We start from the raw sequence: 21,551 nt of genomic DNA, 5'->3' as shown, positions 1-21,551 counted from the left end.
CTCTTTTATGTTCCTTCTTCCACCCCGTGGACCCGCTCGATGACGTATTCGGGGCGCTTCCTCACTTCCCGGTAGATCCGGCCGATGTACTCGCCGATGACGCCGAGGGCGAAAAACTGCATCCCCACGAAGACGAAGAGGATGGCGAAGAGGGTGAAGACGCCCTGGGCCGCCCAGAGGGCTCCGTATACAAGGCGGGCCACGGCGAGGAACAGGCCGAAAAGCACCCCCAGGACGGACATGGCGATGCCGCCGTACATGAGCATCTTCATGGGAAAGTCGGAGAAGGACGCCACCAGGTCGAACTGGAGGTTGATCAGCTTGCGCAGGGGGTAGTTGGACGCCCCGCCGTGGCGCTCCTCGTGGGCCACCTCGATCTCCGTTACCCGCTTGGCGAAGACGGTGGCCAGGGCGGGAATGAACGTTGCGTGCTCGTGGCAGGCGCTCATGCGCTCCACCACGGGCCGGCGATAGGCCCGGAGCATGCAGCCCCAGTCGGTCATGTGGACCCCGGTGATCCGGCGGGCCATCATGTTGACGATCCGGGAGGGAACCTTGCGGAAGATCGAGTCCTTCCGGGCCCTGCGGATGGTCCCCACGACGTCGTAGTCTCCCTCTTCCATGGTCCTGAGGAGCCGGGGGATCTCCTCGGGGGGATTCTGCAGGTCCGCGTCCATGGTCACGACGATCCCGCCCCGGAGAATGGAAAAGCCCGCCATGATCGCCGCGTGCTGCCCGTAGTTCCGGGTCAGCTCCACCACCCGGACGCCGGGCTCCTTCGCGAATCCTTTCAGGATCGTGAGGGAGCGGTCCCGGCTGCCGTCGTCGATGAGGACGATCTCGTACGGCCTGTCCAGGCCTTCCAGGACAGGCCGGAGCCTCCCGAGGAGGGCCTCCAGGTTCTTCTCCTCGTTGTAGACGGGGATGACAACGGACACCATCTGTTTCGGATTCACGGCCATCACTCCCTTCACGCCGGCTCCCGCCTTCTCCGGCTCCTCCGCCGGCCTTCTCATCGGCCCAGGATCTCCCGGACAGCCTCGCAGACATAGGCGATGTCACCCTCCGTCATGTCCGGGAACAGGGGGAGCGACAGGATCCGGTCCGCCGCCCGCTCCGTCTCCGGCAGGCGGGACGAGGCGTCGCCGAAGCGCTCCCGAACGAAAGCCAGCCGGTGCACTGCCGGGAAATGGAGGCCGTAGCCGATGTTTCGCTCCGCCAGGCCTTCCATGAACCGTTCACGCGGCAGGGCGGACACCTTGACCACAAAAAGGTGCCAGGGGTGCTCGTGGGGATAAGCCGGAACACCCGGCAGGTCGAGGCCGTCGATCCCGGACAGTCCATCCCGGTACAATCCCGCCAGCAGGCGTCGCCGGGCGTTGAATTCCTCCACCCGGTCCATCTGGACGACTCCGAGGGCCGCCTGGATGTCCGTCAGGTTGTACTTGAACCCGGGCTCCCGGATGTCGTAGGACGGATCCCCGCCCTTGCCGTAGCGCTTCCAGGCGTCCCGCTCAATGCCGTGGAAGCGCAGCAGCCGGATCTTCCGCTCCAGGGTCTCGTCGTCGAGGGTGACCATTCCCCCCTCGCCGGTGGTGATGTTCTTGATCGGGTGGAACGAAAAGATCGCCGGGCAGCCGAATCCCCCGGCATGGGTTCCCCGGCACACGGTGCCGATGGCATGGGCGGCGTCCTCGATCACGGCGACGCCCTTCCTCCGGGCAACGTCCAGCAGGGGGGCCATATCCGCCGGCGCACCGGCGAAGTGGACGGGAATCACCGCCTTCGTCCGGGGGGTGATCGCCCCCTCCACCTCGGACACCTTCAGGTTCAGGGTGTCGTAGTTCACGTCCACGAAGACCGGTACCGCACCGGCCAGGACGATCTGGTTGACCGTGGAGGCAAAGGTCAGGGAAGGAGTGATCACCTCGTCCCCCGGCCCGATCCCCAGGGCCAGGAGGAGAAGGTGCATCCCCGCCGTGGCGGAGGTCAGGGAAACAGCGCAGCGCGCCCCCGTCCGCTCCCGGAACCGGGTCTCCAGGTCCAGGCATTTCTGACCCGTGGTGATCCACCCGGACCGGAGGCAGGCGGTCACTTCCACCACCTCTCGATCCCCGATGCTCGGCCTGCTGAAAGGAAGAAACTCTTCGCGTATGTTCATTCGAACCCTCTTTCCGCCGCCCCGGGGCTGCGGTTCCATTTCCGCGATAAAAAACCTCTCCGGACCAAACCCTATGCGGAGCGCGCCCCTCCTGTCAATACCCGGGATCCGGCGGCGCCTCGCGTTGCTCCGGCATCGGCAGGCGGATCATGACGTAGTTCCCGTTCGTCCACAGGATCTCCATGGCGGGGACCTCCTTCCGGATGAAGTCCACGTTCTCCCGGTCCACCGTCACCAGGTAGATCTCGTGCCCCTGCCGGTAGAAGCGGAAAAACTCGAAGAACATCATGAACCATTTCTGGCGCTCGCTCTCGGGGATTTTGAGGGCACCGTAGAAAAGCTCGCCCACCTCGTCCACCACGGGCGTTCGCACTCCCGTATAAAAATCGATTCCATAGAGGTTGATCCGAAACTGGTAGAGCTTCTGCCCCGCCGGGAGATGCTGCGGCATCGCCTGGACGACCGGCAGGGCCGACTTATAGGGCGTCAGGAACCGCGCGGCGGGAAAGACCAGCGACACGAAGAGCATTGCCGAGACGAGGTAGATTCCCGGGAGCCGGCCGATCCGGCCATGACGCTGAAGTCGGTCCGGCAGGAAGGCCAGCAGGATTACCAGGAACAGGGACGGGGCGATCCACAGCAGCCATTCCGCCGGCGACACGCTGCGTTGCGGCAGGAAGACCGGCACAAAGAGGGCCGCTCCCAGGAGAACCGACTGGAAGATCACCGGCCCGCGCACCTTCCATCCCCCTGTCGCCTCGCCCTCCGACACCAGGAACAGCCGCCCCAGGAAGACCGCCAGGGGCGGGAACAGCGGGGTGACGTAGGGCACAAGCTTGGAGGATGAAATGGAGAAGAAGACCAGGATGAATCCGAACCACGTCAGGAGGAAGCGCTTCTCCTCCGCACCGAAGGATTCCAACCACTTGCGGCGGAACCCGCCCGAGACGGACGGCAGAAAGCCCAGCCAGGGGATGATCCCGCCGACCAGGACCGGCAGGAAGAACCAGAAGGGCTCGTGCCGCTGGTGGAACTTTGTTGTATAGCGCAGGAAATGCTCCTGGATGAAGAAGAAGCGGAAAAAGTCCGGGTTCCGCTCCTGGACAAGAATGAGCCAGGGGAGCGTCACCAGGAGGAACAGGAGGATGCCGACCGGCGAGAAGAACCTCAGGATGTCCCGCCAGCGCCGTGAGAGGACGAGCCAGAGCCCCAAGGTAGCCGCCGGGAATACGATGCCGATGAGCCCCTTCGTCAGGAAGGCCAGTCCGGAGAGGAGAAAAAACAGGTACAGCCAGCTCCTTCGGTACGCCCCCCCGGAAAAAAAGCGAAACCCCGCCCAGACGGCCGTGCAGACGAAGAAGGCCAGCGGCATGTCGAGGATGTTGATCCGCCCGATGGCGGCATGGAAGAGACAGGTCGTCAGGACGGCGGCGGCGCAGAGCCCCGTTTTCCGATCGTGGAAATACAGTCCCATCCGCCAGGCCAGGAGGATCAGGCCCCAGGCGCAGAGGGCCGCGGGCAGGCGGGAAGCGAACTCGTTCTGCCCGAAGACGTGGAAGGACAGGGCCGTCGCCCAGTACATCAGGGGCGGTTTCTCGAAGTAGACGACCCCCTTGAGGCGGGGGGTGATGTAATCGCCCGTTGCGATCATCTCGGCGGGGATGCCGCTGTAGCGCCCCTCGTCGGGCTCCATCAGGGGCATGAAGGGGAGCGTGCCGACGTAGAGAATCAGCGGGACAATGCAAAGAATCAGAATTTTTTCCCAGTCTTTCACGGTCTCCTCGGTGCCGAAAAAAGTGGCGAATCATATAAAGACCGCCCCCCCTTGTCAACGGACAAACGGGTTGTGACGGGAAAGCAGGACGGGCGGCCGCCATGCAGGAAACGCCGGCGGATCACTCCTCGCAAGGGTTCAAATCCATTGACAACCGACGGCTGTCTCCGCTACACACGGTGCCGGAACGGCCGGGGGAAATCCGGTTCGGCCCCGGGCATCCTGCCCGCTCATTCCCCCGTTTTCCCGGTGCCGGGGCAATCCGGCCGCTCCCATTATCCCGATGGAGGTACCACCATGGCTTTGATCGAATGGAAAAAGGACGAAACAGTGGCCATCCTCACCATGAACGGCGGCGAAAACCGCCACAACCCGGATTTCACGGCGGCGATTCTGAAGGCCCTTGACGAAATCGAGGCGGACCCGGAGATCACTTCCGTCGTCATCGCCTCCAGCGATCCCAAGAACTGGTCCCAGGGCATCGACCTGGTGTGGATCACCGGCGCCTTCAACGAAAAGCGCTTTCAGGACATCAAGGACTTCCTCCACGGCCTGAACAGGATGTTCGTACGGATCCTCACCTTCCCCATGCCGGTCATCGCCGCCATCAACGGCCACGCCTTCGGTGACGGCAGCATCATGGCCTGCTGCTGCGACTTCCGCTTCATGAAGTCGGGCCGCGGCTTCTTCTGCTTTCCCGAGGTGGACATCAGCATCCCCTTCCTGCCGGGCATGCAGGCCATCATCACGAAGGCCTTCCCCTACTACAAACTCCAGGAGGCGGCGTTCAGCGGAAAACGATACGGCGCCGACGAACTGGCGGCCCACCATGTCATCGAGAAGGCCTGCCCCGACGAGGAGACCCTTCTGAAGGACGCCGTCGCATTCGCCCGGACCTACCAGAAAAAACGGCCCATCTTCGGGGAGATGAAGAAGCGGTTCCACAAGGGCATTCTCGCCGCCATTGAGAACGAGGATCCGAAGTATATTGATTCCCTCAAAATCATGATGTAGCGGCCGCGGGAAACGCTCGGATGCTGCGTGAAATGAAAAACAAGGTATGATGTAGCGGCCACGGAAATAAAAGGGTAAAAGGGGACAGATTTCAATCTGTCCCCTTTTCCACATGCCCCCGTGACAGCCCCCGCGCCACGGAAAAACGTCATCCGCGGGGGCAAAGGCAGGCAGAATGGCCAGGATCATCAACCGCTACATATTCCGGGAAATCGCCGTTCCCTTCGGCCTGACCCTGTTCATCCTGACGTTCGTCCTCCTCATGGGGAAAATCGTTCAGTTGGTGAGCCTGATGGTCAACCGGGGTGTCGGCTTTCTCGACGTGATCCTGCTCATCCTCTACCTGATCCCGTCCTTCCTGGTCTACACCATCCCCGTCTCTCTCCTCGTGGCAATCCTGATCGGCCTGGGACGCCTTTCGGGGGACAACGAGATCACTGTTCTCAAGTCCGCCGGTCTGAGCCTGTACCAGCTTGCCGTTCCGGCGGCGGTCTTCGCCGGGCTGGCGTTCCTGTTCACCGCCGCCGTGACGTTCCACCTCGTCCCCAGCGGAAACTCGGCGGCGAAGCATCTCGTCTACCAGGTGGCCCAGCAGCGGGCCGCCATGGGCATCAAGGAAAAGGTCTTCGTGGACGACTTCCGGGGGATTCTCATCTACGCCGACCGGGTTGCCGACAAGGCCGAATTCCTGGAGGGGGTCATCATCTCCGACAACCGCATCACCGGCGAACCATCGACGATCATCGCCAGCCGGGCCTACCTGCTGGCGGACCCGGTCCGGATGGTGATCATCCTCCGGCTCTACCAGGGCAGCACCCACACGGTCGATGCGAGCCTCCAGAACTACCGGAAGCTGGACTTCCAGCTCTACGACGTAACCCTGGACCTGATGCCGGCCCTCGCCTCCGCGGCGGCCCAGAAATCGAGCACGGAAATGACCGCGAGAGAGCTGATCGAACGGATCCGCAAGGCCGGCGCCGATCCGGCAGCCCTGCGGGAACTGGCCATCGAGCTGAACAAGAAGATGACCATCCCCGTCTCGTGCCTCTGCTTCGGCCTCCTGGGCGTTCCCCTGGGGATCCGGGCCCACCGCTCCGTCAAGTCCCGGGGGATCACGGTCGGATTCCTGATCGCCCTGGCCTACTACCTGATCCTCATGGGCGGGGAAGCCCTGGCGGAACTGGGCCGGATCCATCCCGCCGTCGGCACCTGGACGCCGAACGTCCTCTTCGGCGCCCTGGGAATCGTCCTGTTCGTCCTGGCCGCCCGGGAGCAGCCTTTCCCGGTCCCCCGCCGGCTGAAGGAGACGATCCGGCGCTGGCGGGAAAAGCGGAGGCGGACCGAATGAGAATCCTGGACCGCTACATCACCAGGGAGTTTCTCCGGCTCTTCGGCACGATCGTGCTGTCGCTCCTTCTCCTGGCGCTCATGGTGGACTTCTTCGGGAAGATCCGCTACTTCATGAGCAACCACGCGCCGGTGCGCCTGGTGGCCGCCCACTTCTTCTACATGATCCCGATGATTGTCGCCCAGACCATCCCGGCGGCGGTCCTCATGGCCACCCTCATGACCTTCGGCACCATGTGCCGGCACAGCGAGATCACCGCCATCAAGGCCGGCGGTGTCAGCCTCTACCGGCTCGCCCGCCCGGTCATCCTGCTGTCGGTCCTGATCGGCATCGCGTCTTTCTTCATCAGCGAATGGATCGTGCCCTACACGAACACCCGTGCGGAGACGATCCGGCTGGTGGAGGTTCCAAAGAAACAGGACATGCCGGCCTTCAAGCAGAACCAGATCTGGTACCGGGGCAAGGACGGGGTCTACAATTTCAGGTTCTTCGAGCCGCAGACGAACACCCTGCGGGGAATCTCCATCTACTACCTGACGCCGGATTTCCGCCTCGTCCGGAGGATCGATGCGGAAAAAGCGGAATGGAAAAACGGAGCGTGGGTCTTCACGAAACTCCTCATCACCCGCTTCGACACGGGAGGATTCCCCACCCTGGAGTGGGTCCCGAAGCGCGTCGTGAACATCCCGGAAAAGCCGGACGACTTCAAGATCGTCCAGAAGGACACCGAGCAGATGGGATTCTTCGAACTGAGGGAATATGCCCGGAAGCTGCGCTCGGAAGGATACGATGCCACCCGCTATGAGGTGGACATGCACGGGAAGGTTGCCTTCTCGCTGGTGACGATGATCCTGGTGTTCATCGGGATTTCATTTTCTCTCCGGGAGGAGCGGGGAGGGGGGGTCAGCCGCAGCATCGGGGCGGCCATCGTGATCGGCTTCTCCTACTGGCTCGTCCACGCCTTCAGCCTGTCCCTGGGGCGGGCCGGCACGCTGCCGCCGCTGTTGGCGGCCTGGATGGCCGACATCCTCTTTCTCGCGGCCGCCGCGTTCATGTACTCCCGGATCCGCACCTGACCTCCCGGATAATGAAGTCCCGGGACGGCCGCTCCGGCCCGTTCAGATCCTGCCGAAATCCTCCGGCCCCAGGAACTCGAAGCCCTGCCCGTCGAGGACCGTCTCGGCGAAATCCGGGTTGTCCGCACGGAAGATGATGACGGCGCGGTTGTCGAGCTTGTCGAGGAAGGTGTACAGGTAATCCACATTCAGTCCTTCGGCGGCGAGCGCGGACAGGGCCCGGGCGAGTCCGCCGGGCCGGTCGGCGACCTTGACGGCCAGCACCTCCACTTCCTGGAAGCGGTACCCGCGGCTGCGAAGCCGCTCCGCGGCCGCCGCAGGATCGGGAACGATCATGCGCAGGACACCGAAGTCCCTCGACTCGGCAATGCTGAGGGCCCGGATGTTGATCCCGCTGTCCCCCAGGAACGTGGTCAGCTCCGCCAGGACGCCGGCCCGGTTCTCGATGAAAACGGAGAGCTGGACGATCTTCATGATTTCGCCTCCCCCTCCCGCCGGCGGATCTCTTCCGCCATCAGGACACCCAGGGCGATGGACGCCAGCCGCGCCGCCGGAGGATCCGACCGGGAGCTGATCAGGATGGGGGTCCGGACTCCGGCGATCACGTGGGCCAGGTCTTTCCCCCCGTAATAGACGAGGGATTTGCCGAAGATGTTTCCCGCCTCCAGGTCGGGCATGATGAGGATGTCCGCGGCGCCCGCCACGGGGGACTCCACCTTCTTGATCTTCGCCGCCTCGGCCGAAACGGCGTTGTCCAGGGCGAAGGGTCCGTCGACGACGCAGCCCGGGACTTCCCCGTAGGAGCAGATCTTCGCCAGCGCCAGGGCGTCCACGGTGGAGCGGACCTCCGGCTGCACCTTCTCCACCCCCGACAGGATCGCCACCCGGGGGACCGCGATGCCCAGCGCGTGGGCCACCTCGACGGCGTTCCGGATGATCTGGATCTTTTCCTTCAGGTCCGGTGCCACGTTGACACCACCGTCGGAGGTCATCACGATCTTCCGGACGCCTTCCCGCCGGTCCTCGAAGAGGGCGACGTCGCTCATGAGGCGGCCCGTCCGAAGCGACCGGGGCCCCCTCAGAACCGCCTGAAGAAGGCGGTTCGTCGAGATGCCGCCCTTCAGGAGGATGTCGACCTCCCCGGACGCCGCCATTTCGGTGCCCCGTTCGGCGGCCCGGTCCATGTCCCGCTCGTCGACGATCTCAAAGTCCGCGGGATCGGCGTCCGCCTGCCCCATCATCTGCTCGATCAGGGCGCGGTGCCCGATGAGGATCCCCCGGGCCAGCCCCTTCCGGCGGGCCTCCTCGATCGCCTCCATGGAGGAGCTCTCCTGGGGCGCAATGACGGCCACCCGTTTCGGCCCCAGCCCGGAGGCCCTCCGGATCATCGTCCTGAAATCACGGATCATGCTCGTTCCCTTTCCATCGCCGGAAGAAGCCGTCCGCCGGCGATCAGTCCCCGAGTACGAAGAGGGCGTCCGCCGCGACGGGCCGCGACCCGTCGAGAATCACCGGGTTGAGGTCGATCTCGGCGATCTCTGGATGCAGGACCGCAATCCAGCCAAGGCGCTGGATGACCTGCACCAGGGCCTCCCGGTCGGCCTCCGGCTGGCCCCGGAACGCACCGAGGAGGTTCTTGCCCCGGATGTCGTCGAGCATCTCCTCCGCCTCGGCATCGGAGAGGGGCGCGAGCCGCAGCGTGTTGTCCCGGAAGATCTCCGTGTAAACGCCGCCCAGGCCGAAGAGGATGCAGGGGTCGAAGCCGGGAAAGCGGGTCATGCCGACGACCAGTTCCCGCCCGCCGGGAATCATCTCCTGGACGAGAACGGGGACGCGCCGTCCCGCCGCCCGGCGGATGCCGGTGAAGGCCTTGCGGACGTCGGCCTGTTTTTTCAGGTTGAGGGCGATGAGCCCCTTGCCCGACTTGTGCATGATCTCCCAGGAGCAGGCCTTCATCGCCACGGCGCCTCCGATGGCCTTCGCGGCGGCCGCCGCCTCGGAGGCGCTTCGGGTGAGGATCTCCCGGGGAACCGGGATGCCGTAGAGAGAGAGGATGCGTTTCGACGCGTGCTCGTCCAGGGCCTTCTGTCCCTTTGCCACGGCCTCGCTGATGATCCGGTCCGCCTCAGCGGACATCTCCGGGGCTGCCGGGGGATTGCCCGTTTTCCTGCTCTGCGCCCGGAAACAGCGGTACAGGCTGATCATGGCCCGGGCCGCCTTCTCCGGGGCGTTGAAGACGGGGATGTCGTTGTCCTGGTACGCGGCGGCGAAGTTGTCCTCTCGGTCGAGGAACGAACAGACGATCACCGGCTTGCCGAACTTTTCCGGCAGGGCCATGGCCGGCGAGAGGTCGTGGACGACACCGCCGAGAAACTGGTCGAGTGTCATCTCACCCAGCAGGGGCTTGAAGTGCGGGAAGACCTCTTTCATCCAGCCGGTCATCATGGGACCGTGGATGAGGAGCCCGTCGACCTCGCCGCTGCCCAGGATGATCTCGGGGATCCGCACGGTCATGTACTCCGTGTCCAGGTTGAAGGTCATGTCGACGGGGTTGCCGCTGGCGGCGTGGGGCGGGATGAGTGGACGGATCTGCTGCTGCACGGCCTCCGAGAAGGGTACGACGTCCAGGCCGCCCTGGTCGCAGGTGTGCGACATGGCCGTTCCCGGACCGCCCGAGTGGGTCACAACGCCGATCCGGCGCCCCCGGAGCGGCGGCTGAGAGGCGGCGGCCCAGCCGTGGGCGTAGAGGTCCTCGATCGTCTGAACGCGGACAATGCCCGCCTGCTTGAAGATCCCCTCGTAGAGGAAGTCCGGCCCCGCCATGGCGCCGGTGTGGCTGAGCCCTGCCCTGGCTCCTGCCTCGGAGCCGCCGACGTACTGGGCGAAGACGGGCTTGTGTCGCGTGACCTTCCGGGCCGTCTCGACGAAGAGGCGCCCGTCGCGGATGGCCTCGATGTAGAGGATGACGGCCCGGGTCTGCTCGTCTTCTCCAAAATACTCCAGGGCGTCGATGATGCCGATGTTGGCCTCGTTCCCGGAGCTGATGGCCTTGCTCAGGCGGATACCCTGCCTGCGCAGGAAATAGAGGGTCTGGGTGACGTAGGTCCCGCTCTGGGAGGCAAGCCCCAGGAGGCCCGGCCGGTCGTCGAGGTGCATGACCGTCAGGTTCAGGTGGATCTCCGAGTTCAGGATCCCCATGCAGTTGGGGCCCAGGAACCGGATCCCGTACTTCGCGGCGATGTCATTGATCTGCTGTTCCAGGACCTTCCCCGCGGCCCCCACCTCGCGGAAGCCTGCCGTGCAGACGATGACCCGCTTCGTCCCGCGCTCGCCGAATCCCTCCATGAGACGGGGGACCTCGCCGACGGGCGCGACGATCATTCCCAGGTCGGGGGCCTCCGGAAGGTCGAGCGGAGTGGCATAGGCGGGCAGGCCGAAGACAACCTTGTCCCGGGGATGGATCGGGTAGATCGGCCCCTGAAAACCGTCGTGAAGGACACTCAGGGCCTGCATGGTCCCCATCTTCATGAGGTTGTTGCCGGCGCCGGCAATGGCTACGGATTTGGGACTCATCAGGGCATGAAGCGGATTTTCGGACATGAGCGACAGCCTCCTCGAGAAAAGAGCGTTTGTAAAGAACGGGCGAAACCATAGCACCCGCACCAGGCACTGTAAAGGCCTGACTCTTGCCGGTCTTGCCCGGGTCGCGTCCGCCCTGGGGAAGCGGCAGCCCGAAAACTCAACGATGAACGTTTCCCGAGGCTGCCATCACCATCTGCATGGCCGGAGGCGTTTCCCTTCTTGACATCGCCGGCCTTCCGAATCAGAATCGCTCCATCCCCTGTCAGACGCTGAAACGGTCGACGTTTTCTTCCCGGACACACCGGACACGCCGGATATGGTCGTTCATGGCCATCGATCCGGGCTCTTGCAGGAGGTTGCCATATGAAAATGCGGTCGATCTGGGAAATCGCGCGGAAATGGGGCATCCCGTTCCGGATCGGGATCACGAAAAAGGAGCTGATCCGGGAAATCCAGAATCGCGAAGGCTACAGCCCGTGCTTCGGGACAAAGGACGCCTGCGACGAGGACGAATGCCTCTGGAGGGATGACTGCCTGAAGCCCGGATGAGGGCGGGATCAATGCTTCCGGCAGGAACGTCCTGACTGCTCCTCTGACCCCCCCCGGTCGCGCCCCCGCGAACGTCAGCCGGGGAGGCGGGCTTCCCGGAGCGCGAATAGCGGCTTTTTCGGGGCACCCTGCCGTCGCAGCGCAGCGCCCGCAAAGTCATCTGTCTGAGCGCCCCCAGGCGCGAGTTATGACTTTGCAGCGGAGCGAGACGATGCAGGGTCGAAAAAACGCTCCTGAGCGCGAGGGAAGCCTTCTCTCCCACAAGCCAGCCTCCCATCCGCACCTGATTCTCTTTAAAAGAAAGGGAGAAAAAAGGAAGGGGGAACGGATTCGAGTCCGCTCCCCCTTGAGCCTGCATCGTGTTGCTTTTCAGTACCGGTAGTGGTCCGGCTTGAAGGGGCCGCTCACCGGGACGCCCAGGTACTTCGCCTGCTCCTTCGTCAACTTCGTCAGCTTCACCCCGAGACGACCCAGGTGAAGCCGGGCCACCTCCTCGTCGAGCTTCTTCGGCAGGGTGTAAACGCCCACCGGCAGGCGATTCTCCGCCAGTTCGATCTGGGCGAGGCACTGGTTCGTGAAGCTGTTGCTCATGACGAAACTGGGATGTCCCGTGGCGCAGCCCAGGTTGACCAGCCGCCCTTCCGCCAGGACAAGAATGGAGCGCCCCGACAGGAGCGTCCACTTGTCCACCTGCGGCTTGATGGTCTCCCGGCGGATCCCCTTCGTCGTCTCCAGGTAGCGCACCTCGATCTCGCTGTCGAAGTGGCCGATGTTGCAGACGATGGCTTCGTTTTTCATTTTCTCCATATGCCGGCCGGTGATGACGTTGCAGCAGCCCGTGGCAGTCACGAAGACGTCGCCGATCCCGACCACGTCTTCCAGCGTCTTCACCTCATAGCCTTCCATCGCAGCCTGGAGTGCGCAGATCGGGTCAATCTCGGTCACGATGACCCGGGCGCCGAAACCCCTCATGGACTGGGCGGACCCCTTGCCCACGTCGCCGTACCCGCAGACCACCACGATTTTCCCCGCCACCATCACATCGGTGGCCCGCTTGATGCCGTCCACCAGGGACTCGCGACAGCCATAGAGGTTGTCGAACTTGGACTTGGTGACCGAGTCGTTCACGTTGATGGCCGGGAAGAGCAGTTCCCCCGATTTCTGCATCGCATACAGGCGGTGGACGCCCGTGGTGGTCTCCTCCGAGACGCCCCGGATGCCCGCCGCGACCTTCTGCCAGCGCGACCGGCTCTTCTTCAGGCTGCGGCCCAGGCGGTCGAGAATGATAGCGAATTCCTTGTTGTCACAAGGATTTTCGAGAATCGAAGGATCCTTCTCCACCGCTACCCCCTGGTGGACGAAGAGGGTTGCGTCGCCGCCGTCGTCCACAATCAGGTCGGGTCCCGAGCCGTCCGGCCAGGTGAGGGCCTGCTCGGTGCACCACCAGTAGTCCTCCAGGCTCTCGCCCTTCCAGGCGAAGACCGCCGCCGAGCCGGCCTTTGCGATGGCCGCCGCGGCGTGGTCCTGGGTGGAAAAGATGTTGCACGAGGCCCAGCGCAGGTCAGCTCCCAGGATCTTCAGGGTTTCGATCAGCATGGCCGTCTGGATGGTCATGTGGAGGCTGCCCATGATTTTGAGCCCTTTCAGGGGCTTCCGGGGGCCGTACTTCGCCCGGACGGCCATCAGGCCGGGCATCTCGTTCTCCGCCAGGTCCATCTCCCGGCGTCCCCAGTCCGACTGGGCCAAGTCCGCCACCTTGAAGGGAAGGGCCGGGTCAATCTTCTGATATTTCATGGTTCGCTCCTTGAGGATTTTCATTTTGCCGGATCGGAGAAGGGAACCGCCGGATGTCTGTCTTCATGCCGTTTCGCTTCCGCTCACCGGTCGGCACCGGGGGGGCTCCCCCTGTCCGGGGGCGCCACCATACCACCCGAGACGATCAGTGTAAAGGCCTGTTCCACCGTCATCTCCAGCGGTACGAGGTCCCGCTCCTGGACGAGGAGGATGTAGCCCGAGGTGGGATTGGGGGCGGTGGGCAGGAAGACGCTGACGGCCTCCCCGATCCGCTCGCGGATCTCGCCCGCGGCCTGTCCGGTGACGAAGCCGATCGCATAGGTCCCCGGCCGTGGGAACTCCACCAGGACCACTTTCCGGAACCCGTTCCCCTTCTCCCGGATCAGGCTGTCCGAGACCTGCTTGCTGGCCCGGTACACGCCCCGGACAAAGGGGATCTTCTGGAGAATCCGGTCTCCCGTGCGGACGAGCCGGTGGCCCACGTAGCTCCGGGTGATGAGGCCGGACAGGAAGACGAGGATGGCCGTGAAGATGATCCCGAGTCCGGGGATGTGAACGCCCAGCAGCGTGTCCGGGTGAAAGCGCTGGGGAACGACCGAAAGGAGCCCGTCCATCAGGCGGACCAGGAACACGAGGACGTAAATCGTCACCACGACGGGGACAACCACCGCCAGTCCCGTCAGGAAAATCTGCTGGATTTTTTTCTTCACCTGCGGCCTCCCGGACCGGATCGGAGAATCACCACAATAGCCGGATTCCCCTCAGACGACACGACGGGGCAGTTTGTGGGCGTGCATGATCGTGGCGGCGATCTCCTCGATGGACATGCTGGTGATGTTGAGGAACGGGATGTCCTCGGAAATGAAGAAGGACTCGCACATGGCGACCTCCAGCCGGCACTGGCCCAGGGAGGCGTAGCGGCTCCCGGGCCGCCGCTCCGAGCGGATCTTGTGGAGCCGCTCCGGGTTGATGGTCAGGCCGAAGATCTTTTTCTTGTAAGGGGATATGAGGCTGTAGATCCGCTTGTCCTGCTGGGTGAAGTCCTCCTCCGTGACCGGGTAATTGGCGGCGTAGATCCCGAACTGGAGCCCCAGGTAGATGCACGTCGGCGTCTTGCCCGTACGGGAAACGCCCACGAGAATGACGTCCGCCTCCTCGAAATTCTTCGTCGAGATGCCGTCGTCATGGCCCAGGGCGTAATTGACCGCGTCGATCCGGACGCTGTACTGGGTGTCGTTCACCATCCCGTGATAACGGCCCACGGTGTGGGAGGACTGGGTTTTGAGCTCGCCTTCCAGGAGCGGAAGGAACGTCCCGATGAAGTCGAAGAAAACCCCCGTGCTTCCCATCATCACGTCCCGGATCCGGGGATTGATGAGGGTGCTGAAGACCAGGGGGCGGATGCCCTTGCGCTTGGTCGCCGTGTCGATCTGCAGGACTGCATTGGCGGCCTTGTCCAGCGTGTCGATGAATGGCAGGGTCACGGGGTCGAAGGGGATGTGCTCGAACTGGGTCAGGAGGCTCTGTCCCAGCGTCTCCGCGGTGATGGCGGTGCTGTCGGAGACGAAAAAAACGGTGCGGCGGCGGACCATGCATTCCCTCCTTTTGCTTTCCTGGGCTGTGAATAACACGAACCGCCGCCTCGTCCAAGGCCAAATCCCCGGGCAGAGCTCCGGCCGCCCTTTTCCCTTGAATTCACCCCCTTCCTGATATAGGAATTTCAATCCTTCCCATACGGGACAAAAGGAAGACCAGCCATGCAAACAAAGCAGATCCAGAAAGAGATCCGGCGTCTACTCGACCAGCGGGAAGCAATCCTCCTGGCCCACTACTACCAGCGCGACGAGGTACAGGAGATCGCCGACATCGTAGGGGATTCCCTGGCACTGAGCATCGAGGCAGCGAAAACGGCCGCCCGGGTCATCGTCTTTGCGGGCGTTCACTTCATGGCCGAAAGCGCCGCCATCCTGAGCCCGGAGAAGACGGTCCTTCTTCCACGGCTCGACGCCGGCTGCCCCCTCGCGGACACGGTGACCCCGGAGGCGCTCCGGGAGGCCCGGAAAGCCCATCCCGGCGCAGCCGTGGTGACCTACATCAACTCCTCCGCCGCTGTGAAGGCCCTCTCGGACATCTGCTGCACCTCCGCCAATGCCGTCCGGGTGGTCCAATCGCTTTCCGTGAACGAGGTCCTGTTCGTCCCCGACGGGAACCTGGCCCGCCACACGGCCCGGTTCACGGACAAGAAGATCATTCCCTGGGGAGGGGCCTGCCCGGTCCACGACGAGATCGACGCCGGCGCCGTGGCCCGGCTGAAAGAAGCCCATCCATCGGCGCCGCTGGCGGCCCATCCGGAGTGCCCGCAGGCCGTCCTGGACCTGGCCGACTTCGTCGGCAGCACCGCGGGCATCCTCCGCTTCGCCCGGGAATCGAAAGCGGACAAGATCCTGATCGGAACGGAGCAGGGGATCTTCCACCGTCTGAGGCTCGAAAACCCGGGGAAGACGTTCATCCTGGCCTCCCCTTCCCTTCTCTGCGAGACCATGAAAGTCACCACCCTGGAGGACATCCGGTCCTCCCTCGTGGAAAACCGGCACGTCATCCGGGTGCCCGGAGAGACGGCCGAAGCCGCCCGCCGAACCCTGGAGAGGATGACGGCCCTGTCCTGACGACGCCGACCCATGCGGAAAATCATCGATACAAAACCCCGGGAGGATCCCGCTTTCCTGGAGGTGCTGGCCCATCTCGAGGAAGGCCTGCGGGAAATCAACCTGGCTGGGCTTCACGGCGCAGCCCGGGCCCTCGTCCCCGCCCGCCTCCAGCTCCGCCTGCCCGGTACCGTGCTCGTCCTGACGGCGACGGAGAAGGAGGCCGAATCCTTCCGGCAGGATCTCATATTCTTCCTGGGAGAAGGCATGGTCCTCCCATTCCCCGCCTGGGACATGCGCTCCGTGGATCCACTGGCCCCGCAGAAAGCCGTCGAGCGGGCGCGGCTTGCCACGCTGGGCCGCATCCTGGAGGACGAGCCCGTCGTAGTGGTGGCCTCCCTGGCGGCGGTCCTCCAGCGGACGCTGCCGAAGGAGGTCCTCCTCTCCTGGAGACAAACCCTCTCCATGGGCGATTTCATCGACCGCGACGCCCTGGCGGCCCAGCTCCTGGAAGGAGGCTACGAGTCCGTCTCCCTGGTTGAGGAACCAGGCCAGTTCAGCCTCCGGGGCCACGTGGTGGACGTCTTCCCCCCGGCCCGGGAGCAGCCTTACCGGTTGGAGCTGTTCGGCGACGAAATCGAGGGGATCCGCGAGTTCGATCCCCTGAGCCAGCGCTCCCTTCGGGAGGTCGTATCATTCCCCGTCGTCCCGGCAAGGGAGATCCTCGCGAACGGCAAGGGACGGCAGCGGGCGGAGCGGGGCATCCGGCAGCGGGCCCTTGCCCTGGATCTCACCCGGTCCACCCGGGACCGCCTCCTGGAGGCCGTCTCCGGGGATGCCTTTTTCTCGCTCCATCCCATGTATCTGCCCCTCTTCTACGCCTCGCCGGACGACCCGCCGGACGACCCGCGGCCGGGGAGCCTCCTGGATTTTCTGCCCCCGGCGGCCCCCCTCATCCTGGAGGATCCGCCGGCCATCGAGCGGGCCTGCGAGGACCTGGAGAGCGGCATCGACCGGACACTCCGGAAGGCCCGCCTGGAAGAGCGGTTTTTCCTGGAGCGGGACGCCTTCCTTCTGTCCCCTGTGGAATATCGCCGGAAGATCGGGGAGCGCCGGAGGATCCGCCTGGAGAGCCTTCTCCTGGGCGCCGGGGAAGAACCGCCGGAGGGAACCGTCTCGTTCTCCACGGCCCCTCTTCCGGTGGTGCACCGCGCGGCGCCGGTGTTCCGGGACGATGAAGGCCGCTTCCGGGAGCTGGCGGACCGGATCCGCGGGCGCCTGGACGCGGGAGACCAGGTTTTCCTCCTGGCCAGCGGGCCGGAGGAGCGGGAGCGGATGGCCTCCATCATCCAGGCCGCGGGTCTCCCCTTCCGGGTCCCCGAAGAGCCCCTCCCCCTGGAGATGGACCGCCCCCGTCCCGGCGGAGAGCTGCTCCTGGCGGAGGGCAGGATCAGTGCCGGATTCTCCTGGAAGGCCCGCCGGCTGGTCGTCCTGACCGACGAAGACCTCTTCGGCAAGAAGGTCCCACGGCGCCCCCGGCGCCTGCCCCGGGAGGGGTTCTTCCTCAAGTCTTTCGGCGACCTGGCGGAGGGCGACCTGGTGGTCCACAAGGAGTTCGGCATCGGCCGCTACCAGGGTCTCCGGAGAATCGCCTTCTCGGGGATCGAAAACGACTTTCTCCTGGTCGAGTACGCCGAGGGGGACAAGCTCTACCTGCCCGTGGACCGCCTGGACCAGCTCCAGCGCTATATCGGTCCCGACGGCGAACACCCGCGGATCGACCGGCTGGGCGGTACCTCCTGGGAATCGACCAAGGAGCGGGTCCAGAAGTCCATCCGCGACATGGCGGAGGAGCTGGTGGCGGTTTACGCGGCCCGGGAGATCCTCGAGCGGAGGGCCTTCTCACCGCCCCGGGGGCTCGACGAGGAGTTCGCCGCCACCTTCGAGTACGAGGAGACGCCCGACCAGGCCCGGGCCATCGATGACATCCAGGCGGACATGAGCCTGTCCAAGCCCATGGACCGGCTCGTCTGCGGCGACGCCGGCTTCGGCAAGACGGAGGTGGCCCTGCGGGCGTCCTTCCGGTCCGTCATGGACGGACGGCAGGTGGCGGTCCTCGCCCCCACGACCATCCTGACGGAGCAGCACTACAAGACATTTCTCCGGCGCTTCGAGCCCTACCCGGTGCGCATCGAGACGCTCAACCGCCTGAAGACGAAGGTGGAGCAGAAAAAGATCGCGGAAGAGATCCGGAAGGGCTCCGTGGACATCGTCATCGGCACCCACCGGCTGCTGCAGAAGGACGTCGCCTTCCGGGACCTGGGCCTTGTCGTCATCGACGAGGAGCAGCGCTTCGGCGTCGTCCACAAGGAGCGCCTCAAAAAGCTCCGGACGCTGGTGGACGTCCTCACCCTCACGGCCACGCCGATTCCCCGCACCCTGCACCTCTCGCTCGTGGGCATTCGCGACCTCTCGGTCATCCACACGCCGCCGGAGGACCGTGTCCCCGTCAAGACCCGGGTCCTGGAGTTCGACGAGGAGATCATCCGGGACGCGATCCGGCAGGAGCTCGGTCGGGGCGGCCAGGTCTTCTTCCTCCACGACCGGGTCCGCTCCATTCACACCATGGCGAGGCTGGTGGAACAGCTCGTGCCGGAGGCCCGGGTCGCGATCATCCACGGCCGGATGAAGCCCCGGGAAATCGAAGACGCCATGGTGCGGTTCCTACATCGGGAGACGGACGTCCTGGTCTGCACGACCATCATCGGCTCCGGTGTCGACATCCCCACGGCCAACACGATCATCGTTAACCGGGCGGACCGGTTCGGCCTGGCCCAGCTCTACCAGATCCGGGGCCGGGTGGGCCGCGGCCGGGAGGAAGCCTTCGCCTACCTGATGGTCCCCAGGGGCGCCATGCTCACCCGCGACGCCGTCAAGCGCCTCCAGGTGATCCTCGATTTCTCCGAGCCCGGCAGCGGATTCCGGATCGCCACCAGCGACCTGGAGATCCGCGGGACCGGAAACCTCCTGGGCGCCTCCCAGTCGGGACACGTATCGGCCGTCGGTTACGAGCTGTATACCGAACTCATGGAGCGGGCCATCCGGGAGTTGAAGGGACAGGAACTGCCGGAGGAGGAGATCCGGCCCGAGATCAGCCTGGGCATCGCCGCGTACCTCCCTGCCGAGTATATCGGCGACGAGCACCAGCGGCTTGTCACCTACAAGCGGATCTCCCTGGCCGCCTCGGACGAGGAGCTGCGGGAGATCCGCGAGGGGCTGGAAGACTGCTGCGGCCCGCTCCCGGAGGAGGCGGACGCCCTCTTCGAGGCGATCCGGATCCGCAACCGGTTGAAGGAGCTGAAAATCCGGAAATTCACCTATGACGGGAAGCAGGCATCCCTGTTTTTGACCGCCGGGACGCCCGTCGATCCGAAAAGGATCCTGGCCCTGTCACGCGGCCCTTACCGGGGCATCGCCCTGTCTCCGGACGGCAGGCTGTCCGTACCCCTGCCGGATCGGAAAGGCGGCGGCATCATCGAGGGAACCCGCGAGATCCTGCGGGCCCTGAAGGCCTGAAAGGGGGTCCTGATCCCATGCGCAGCCATGTCCCGAGCCAGGCCTTGTCGCACCGCCCGGGCCCTGCCGCCCTGCCCTTGCGAAGCCTGCCGTTTTGCCTCCTTGCCTGTTTCTTCCTCGCGGCCTGCCTGGCTTCCTGCGGGGAATCCCCGAAACCCGCCGCCGTGGCCCTCGTGAACGGCGAGGCCGTTACCGCCGCGGAGTTCGCGGATCGCCTGGCCTCCGAAGCGGCGCGCTGGGGCGGGCCGGCCTCCGCCATGGGCAGCCGCCAGGCGGTGAAGGAAGAAGTCCTCCAGGAGATGATCCAGGAAAGGATTCTGCTCCAGCGGGCCCGCGCGCTCTCGCTGTCCGTCACGGATGAAGAGCTGGACCGGGAGGCGGCCTCCCTCGCCGACGGCGGACGCCCCGGTGCCCCGCTATCCCCGGCCTGGCGCGAATCCCTGCGCCGGCAGCTCCTGGTCCACAAACTGGTCCGGCAGGACCTCTACCAGGCCATCACGGTCGCTCCCGGAGAGGCGGAGGCATATTTCCGGAAGCATCGCGACGCTTACCGGCATGAAGCCCGCGTGCGGGTGCTCCAGATCGTCATCCGGGAACCCCGGAAGATCCAGGCGGTCCGGAATCGATTGAAGAAGGGGGAGGATTTTGGTAAGGTCGCCCGGGAAGAATCGGTCGGACCCGAGGCAACCCGGGGAGGAGACTTGGGATTTCTCTCCCGCGGCACCCTCCCGGATGCCATCGACCGGGTTGTCTTCACCATCCCGGTGGGAGAAATCAGTCCTCCCATCCGGACCCCATACGGCTACCATATCGTGAAGGTCCTCCAGCGCGAGGAAGGGAAACCGCCCGATTATCCCGCTGCCCGGGAGCAGGTGATCGAGGACCTCCGGAAAGCCAAGGCGGAAACGGCATACGGTTCCTGGATGGAAGGGCTTCAAAAATCCGCCCGGATTGAAATCCGGACGGATGTCCTCAAAAAAATACAGGTCCCCGAAAGTCGCCCCGCAACCCCGAATCCGGAGCCGACTCCCCTCCGGAAAACTCCATCCGAACGGAGGAAACCGTGAAGAAAATCAAGATACTGATCACTCTGGTCCTGGCGGGGATGGTTTGGATTCCCTGTGCTCCATCCGCGGAGATCGTCGACCGCGTCGCCGCCGTCGTGAACGGCGAGGTGATCACCCTTTCCGAATGGAACAACGCCTATGAGACCATCAAGGAACGGATCGAGAAAGGCTACCAGGGCCCGAACAAGGACCAGATCCTGGCGGAGGCCCGGGAGGCGACCCTCAACCGGCTCATCAACAGCAAGCTCATCGAGCTGGAGTCGAAAAAAGCAGGCCTGACCGTCAAGGAGGAGGAGATCAACGCGGCCATTCGCGACATGACCGCCCGTCAGAAGATGACCCTTGAAGACCTGCGCAAGAACCTCGCCAGGGAGGGGGCGACGCTGGAGCAGTACAAGGAGGACATCCGCGAAAACATGACCCGGCAGCGCCTCATCCGGCGGGAGATCGGCAGCAAGATCGCCGTCAGCGACGAGGAGATCGGGGAATACTACCGGGCCCACCGGGAAGCCTATGAGGGCACGGAAGCGGTCCATCTCCACATGATCCTCCTCCCGCTTCCCGGGGGCGCTGGAACGGAAAGCCGGGAACGTCTCCGCGACGAGGCCCGGAAGATCCTGGACCGCATCCGGCAGGGCGAATCGTTCGAAAAGATGGCGTATCATTTCTCCAAGGGACCGGCTCCCGAGCAGGGAGGAGACATCGGCTTCGTGGAGAGGGGATCCCTGGTCGCCGAAGTGGACCGGGAGGCGTTCCGCCTGAACATCAACGAAGTCAGCAATGTCATCGAGGCCTCCACGGGATTTTATATCATCAAGGCAGTCGACAAACGGGGGGCCGGAACGAAAGGCCTCGCCGACGTCCGAAACGAAATCAAGGCCAAGATCGAAGAGGAGAAGATGAACCGGAAGTTCGAGGAATGGATCACGGAACTCCGGAAGAGCGCCCTCATCGAGATCAAGTAG

Annotated in this window: 17 protein-coding genes; 8 read left to right on the top strand and 9 right to left on the bottom strand. The window is 64.5% G+C overall.

The window, feature by feature from the left end; all coding sequences use genetic code 11:
* Positions 1-5: 5 nt before the first annotated feature.
* From PLO63_14570 to PLO63_14560, 3 genes are all read right to left on the bottom strand, one after another.
* On the bottom strand, positions 6-1,016 hold the full coding sequence (locus PLO63_14570) for a glycosyltransferase (GenBank protein ID HOI75366.1): 1,011 nt from the start codon (positions 1,014-1,016) through the stop codon (positions 6-8).
* Positions 1,013-2,161: an aminotransferase class I/II-fold pyridoxal phosphate-dependent enzyme gene (locus tag PLO63_14565; GenBank protein HOI75365.1), complete on the bottom strand. Its 1,149-nt coding sequence runs from the start codon at positions 2,159-2,161 to the stop codon at positions 1,013-1,015. The genes PLO63_14570 and PLO63_14565 overlap by 4 nt, the downstream gene beginning before the upstream one ends.
* A gap of 94 nt (positions 2,162-2,255) precedes the next feature.
* Positions 2,256-3,935, bottom strand: coding sequence for a glycosyltransferase family 39 protein (locus PLO63_14560; GenBank protein HOI75364.1), 1,680 nt, complete (start codon positions 3,933-3,935; stop codon positions 2,256-2,258).
* Between the two features lie 297 nt (positions 3,936-4,232).
* On the opposite strand from PLO63_14560, the gene PLO63_14555 reads away from it, so the two are divergent.
* From PLO63_14555 to lptG, 3 genes are all read left to right on the top strand, one after another.
* On the top strand, positions 4,233-4,949 hold the full coding sequence (locus PLO63_14555) for an enoyl-CoA hydratase/isomerase family protein (GenBank protein HOI75363.1): 717 nt from the start codon (positions 4,233-4,235) through the stop codon (positions 4,947-4,949).
* A 175-nt stretch (positions 4,950-5,124) separates the two neighbouring features.
* Entirely contained in the window at positions 5,125-6,297 is a 1,173-nt protein-coding gene (gene lptF, locus PLO63_14550; GenBank protein ID HOI75362.1) for an LPS export ABC transporter permease LptF, read from the top strand.
* Complete coding sequence (gene lptG / locus PLO63_14545) at positions 6,294-7,373, top strand: LPS export ABC transporter permease LptG (GenBank protein HOI75361.1); 1,080 nt, start codon at positions 6,294-6,296, stop codon at positions 7,371-7,373. The genes lptF and lptG overlap by 4 nt, the downstream gene beginning before the upstream one ends.
* A 42-nt stretch (positions 7,374-7,415) precedes the next feature.
* Here the strand turns inward: lptG and PLO63_14540 are convergent, their stop codons facing one another.
* Genes PLO63_14540 through PLO63_14530 form a run of 3 tightly spaced genes read right to left on the bottom strand, consistent with a single transcriptional unit; the run spans position 7,416 to position 10,973 of the window.
* The gene (locus PLO63_14540) at positions 7,416-7,847 is read right to left on the bottom strand and encodes an ACT domain-containing protein (GenBank protein HOI75360.1); all 432 of its coding nucleotides are present in this window, start codon (positions 7,845-7,847) and stop codon (positions 7,416-7,418) included.
* Positions 7,844-8,782: a bifunctional enoyl-CoA hydratase/phosphate acetyltransferase gene (locus PLO63_14535; protein ID HOI75359.1), complete on the bottom strand. Its 939-nt coding sequence runs from the start codon at positions 8,780-8,782 to the stop codon at positions 7,844-7,846. Before PLO63_14535 ends, PLO63_14540 begins: the two co-directional genes overlap by 4 nt.
* Positions 8,783-8,825: 43 nt before the next feature.
* Positions 8,826-10,973: an acetate--CoA ligase family protein gene (locus PLO63_14530; GenBank protein HOI75358.1), complete on the bottom strand. Its 2,148-nt coding sequence runs from the start codon at positions 10,971-10,973 to the stop codon at positions 8,826-8,828.
* Positions 10,974-11,318: 345 nt separating this feature from the next.
* Between PLO63_14530 and PLO63_14525 the strand changes: the two genes are divergently transcribed.
* Positions 11,319-11,504: a hypothetical protein gene (locus tag PLO63_14525; protein HOI75357.1), complete on the top strand. Its 186-nt coding sequence runs from the start codon at positions 11,319-11,321 to the stop codon at positions 11,502-11,504.
* Between the two features lie 369 nt (positions 11,505-11,873).
* Here PLO63_14525 and ahcY read toward each other — a convergent pair whose 3' ends face one another.
* The 3 genes from ahcY to PLO63_14510 all read right to left on the bottom strand — a co-directional run bounded on the left by ahcY (position 11,874) and on the right by PLO63_14510 (position 14,890).
* Complete coding sequence (ahcY, locus tag PLO63_14520; GenBank protein ID HOI75356.1) at positions 11,874-13,298, bottom strand: adenosylhomocysteinase; 1,425 nt, start codon at positions 13,296-13,298, stop codon at positions 11,874-11,876.
* A gap of 83 nt (positions 13,299-13,381) precedes the next feature.
* On the bottom strand, positions 13,382-14,008 hold the full coding sequence (locus PLO63_14515) for a DUF502 domain-containing protein (protein ID HOI75355.1): 627 nt from the start codon (positions 14,006-14,008) through the stop codon (positions 13,382-13,384).
* A gap of 51 nt (positions 14,009-14,059) precedes the next feature.
* A complete protein-coding gene (locus PLO63_14510) occupies positions 14,060-14,890 on the bottom strand; it encodes a pyruvate, water dikinase regulatory protein (protein ID HOI75354.1) in 831 nt (276 codons plus the stop codon).
* Positions 14,891-15,055: 165 nt separating this feature from the next.
* Between PLO63_14510 and nadA the strand changes: the two genes are divergently transcribed.
* The 4 genes from nadA to PLO63_14490 are packed head-to-tail and all read left to right on the top strand — an operon-like array spanning position 15,056 to position 21,551.
* Entirely contained in the window at positions 15,056-15,964 is a 909-nt protein-coding gene (gene nadA / locus PLO63_14505; GenBank protein ID HOI75353.1) for a quinolinate synthase NadA, read from the top strand.
* A 12-nt stretch (positions 15,965-15,976) separates the two neighbouring features.
* Positions 15,977-19,519: a transcription-repair coupling factor gene (gene mfd / locus PLO63_14500; protein HOI75352.1), complete on the top strand. Its 3,543-nt coding sequence runs from the start codon at positions 15,977-15,979 to the stop codon at positions 19,517-19,519.
* 17 nt (positions 19,520-19,536) lie between these two features.
* Positions 19,537-20,586 carry a peptidylprolyl isomerase gene (locus PLO63_14495; GenBank protein HOI75351.1) on the top strand — a complete coding sequence of 350 codons (1,050 nt, stop codon included), beginning with the start codon at positions 19,537-19,539 and terminating at the stop codon, positions 20,584-20,586.
* Entirely contained in the window at positions 20,583-21,551 is a 969-nt protein-coding gene (locus PLO63_14490) for a SurA N-terminal domain-containing protein (GenBank protein ID HOI75350.1), read from the top strand. Before PLO63_14495 ends, PLO63_14490 begins: the two co-directional genes overlap by 4 nt.

This window comes from Syntrophales bacterium (assembly GCA_035363115.1).
Taxonomy (GTDB): domain Bacteria; phylum Desulfobacterota; class Syntrophia; order Syntrophales; family PHBD01; genus PHBD01.
Note: the sequence above shows the minus strand (reverse complement) of the source record. Positions and strands in the feature narration are given on the sequence as shown.

Excerpts from the sequence above, each read along its gene's own strand:
- PLO63_14570 (HOI75366.1), bottom strand. The coding sequence starts at position 1,016 with ATGAGAAGGCCGGCGGAGGAGCCGGAGAAGGCGGGAGCCGGCGTGAAG.
- PLO63_14565 (HOI75365.1), bottom strand. The coding sequence starts at position 2,161 with ATGAACATACGCGAAGAGTTTCTTCCTTTCAGCAGGCCGAGCATCGGG.
- PLO63_14555 (HOI75363.1), top strand. The coding sequence starts at position 4,233 with ATGGCTTTGATCGAATGGAAAAAGGACGAAACAGTGGCCATCCTCACC.
- lptF (HOI75362.1), top strand. The coding sequence starts at position 5,125 with ATGGCCAGGATCATCAACCGCTACATATTCCGGGAAATCGCCGTTCCC.
- lptG (HOI75361.1), top strand. The coding sequence starts at position 6,294 with ATGAGAATCCTGGACCGCTACATCACCAGGGAGTTTCTCCGGCTCTTC.
- PLO63_14540 (HOI75360.1), bottom strand. The coding sequence starts at position 7,847 with ATGAAGATCGTCCAGCTCTCCGTTTTCATCGAGAACCGGGCCGGCGTC.
- PLO63_14535 (HOI75359.1), bottom strand. The coding sequence starts at position 8,782 with ATGATCCGTGATTTCAGGACGATGATCCGGAGGGCCTCCGGGCTGGGG.
- PLO63_14530 (HOI75358.1), bottom strand. The coding sequence starts at position 10,973 with ATGTCCGAAAATCCGCTTCATGCCCTGATGAGTCCCAAATCCGTAGCC.
- PLO63_14525 (HOI75357.1), top strand. The coding sequence starts at position 11,319 with ATGAAAATGCGGTCGATCTGGGAAATCGCGCGGAAATGGGGCATCCCG.
- ahcY (HOI75356.1), bottom strand. The coding sequence starts at position 13,298 with ATGAAATATCAGAAGATTGACCCGGCCCTTCCCTTCAAGGTGGCGGAC.
- PLO63_14510 (HOI75354.1), bottom strand. The coding sequence starts at position 14,890 with ATGGTCCGCCGCCGCACCGTTTTTTTCGTCTCCGACAGCACCGCCATC.
- nadA (HOI75353.1), top strand. The coding sequence starts at position 15,056 with ATGCAAACAAAGCAGATCCAGAAAGAGATCCGGCGTCTACTCGACCAG.
- mfd (HOI75352.1), top strand. The coding sequence starts at position 15,977 with ATGCGGAAAATCATCGATACAAAACCCCGGGAGGATCCCGCTTTCCTG.
- PLO63_14495 (HOI75351.1), top strand. The coding sequence starts at position 19,537 with ATGCGCAGCCATGTCCCGAGCCAGGCCTTGTCGCACCGCCCGGGCCCT.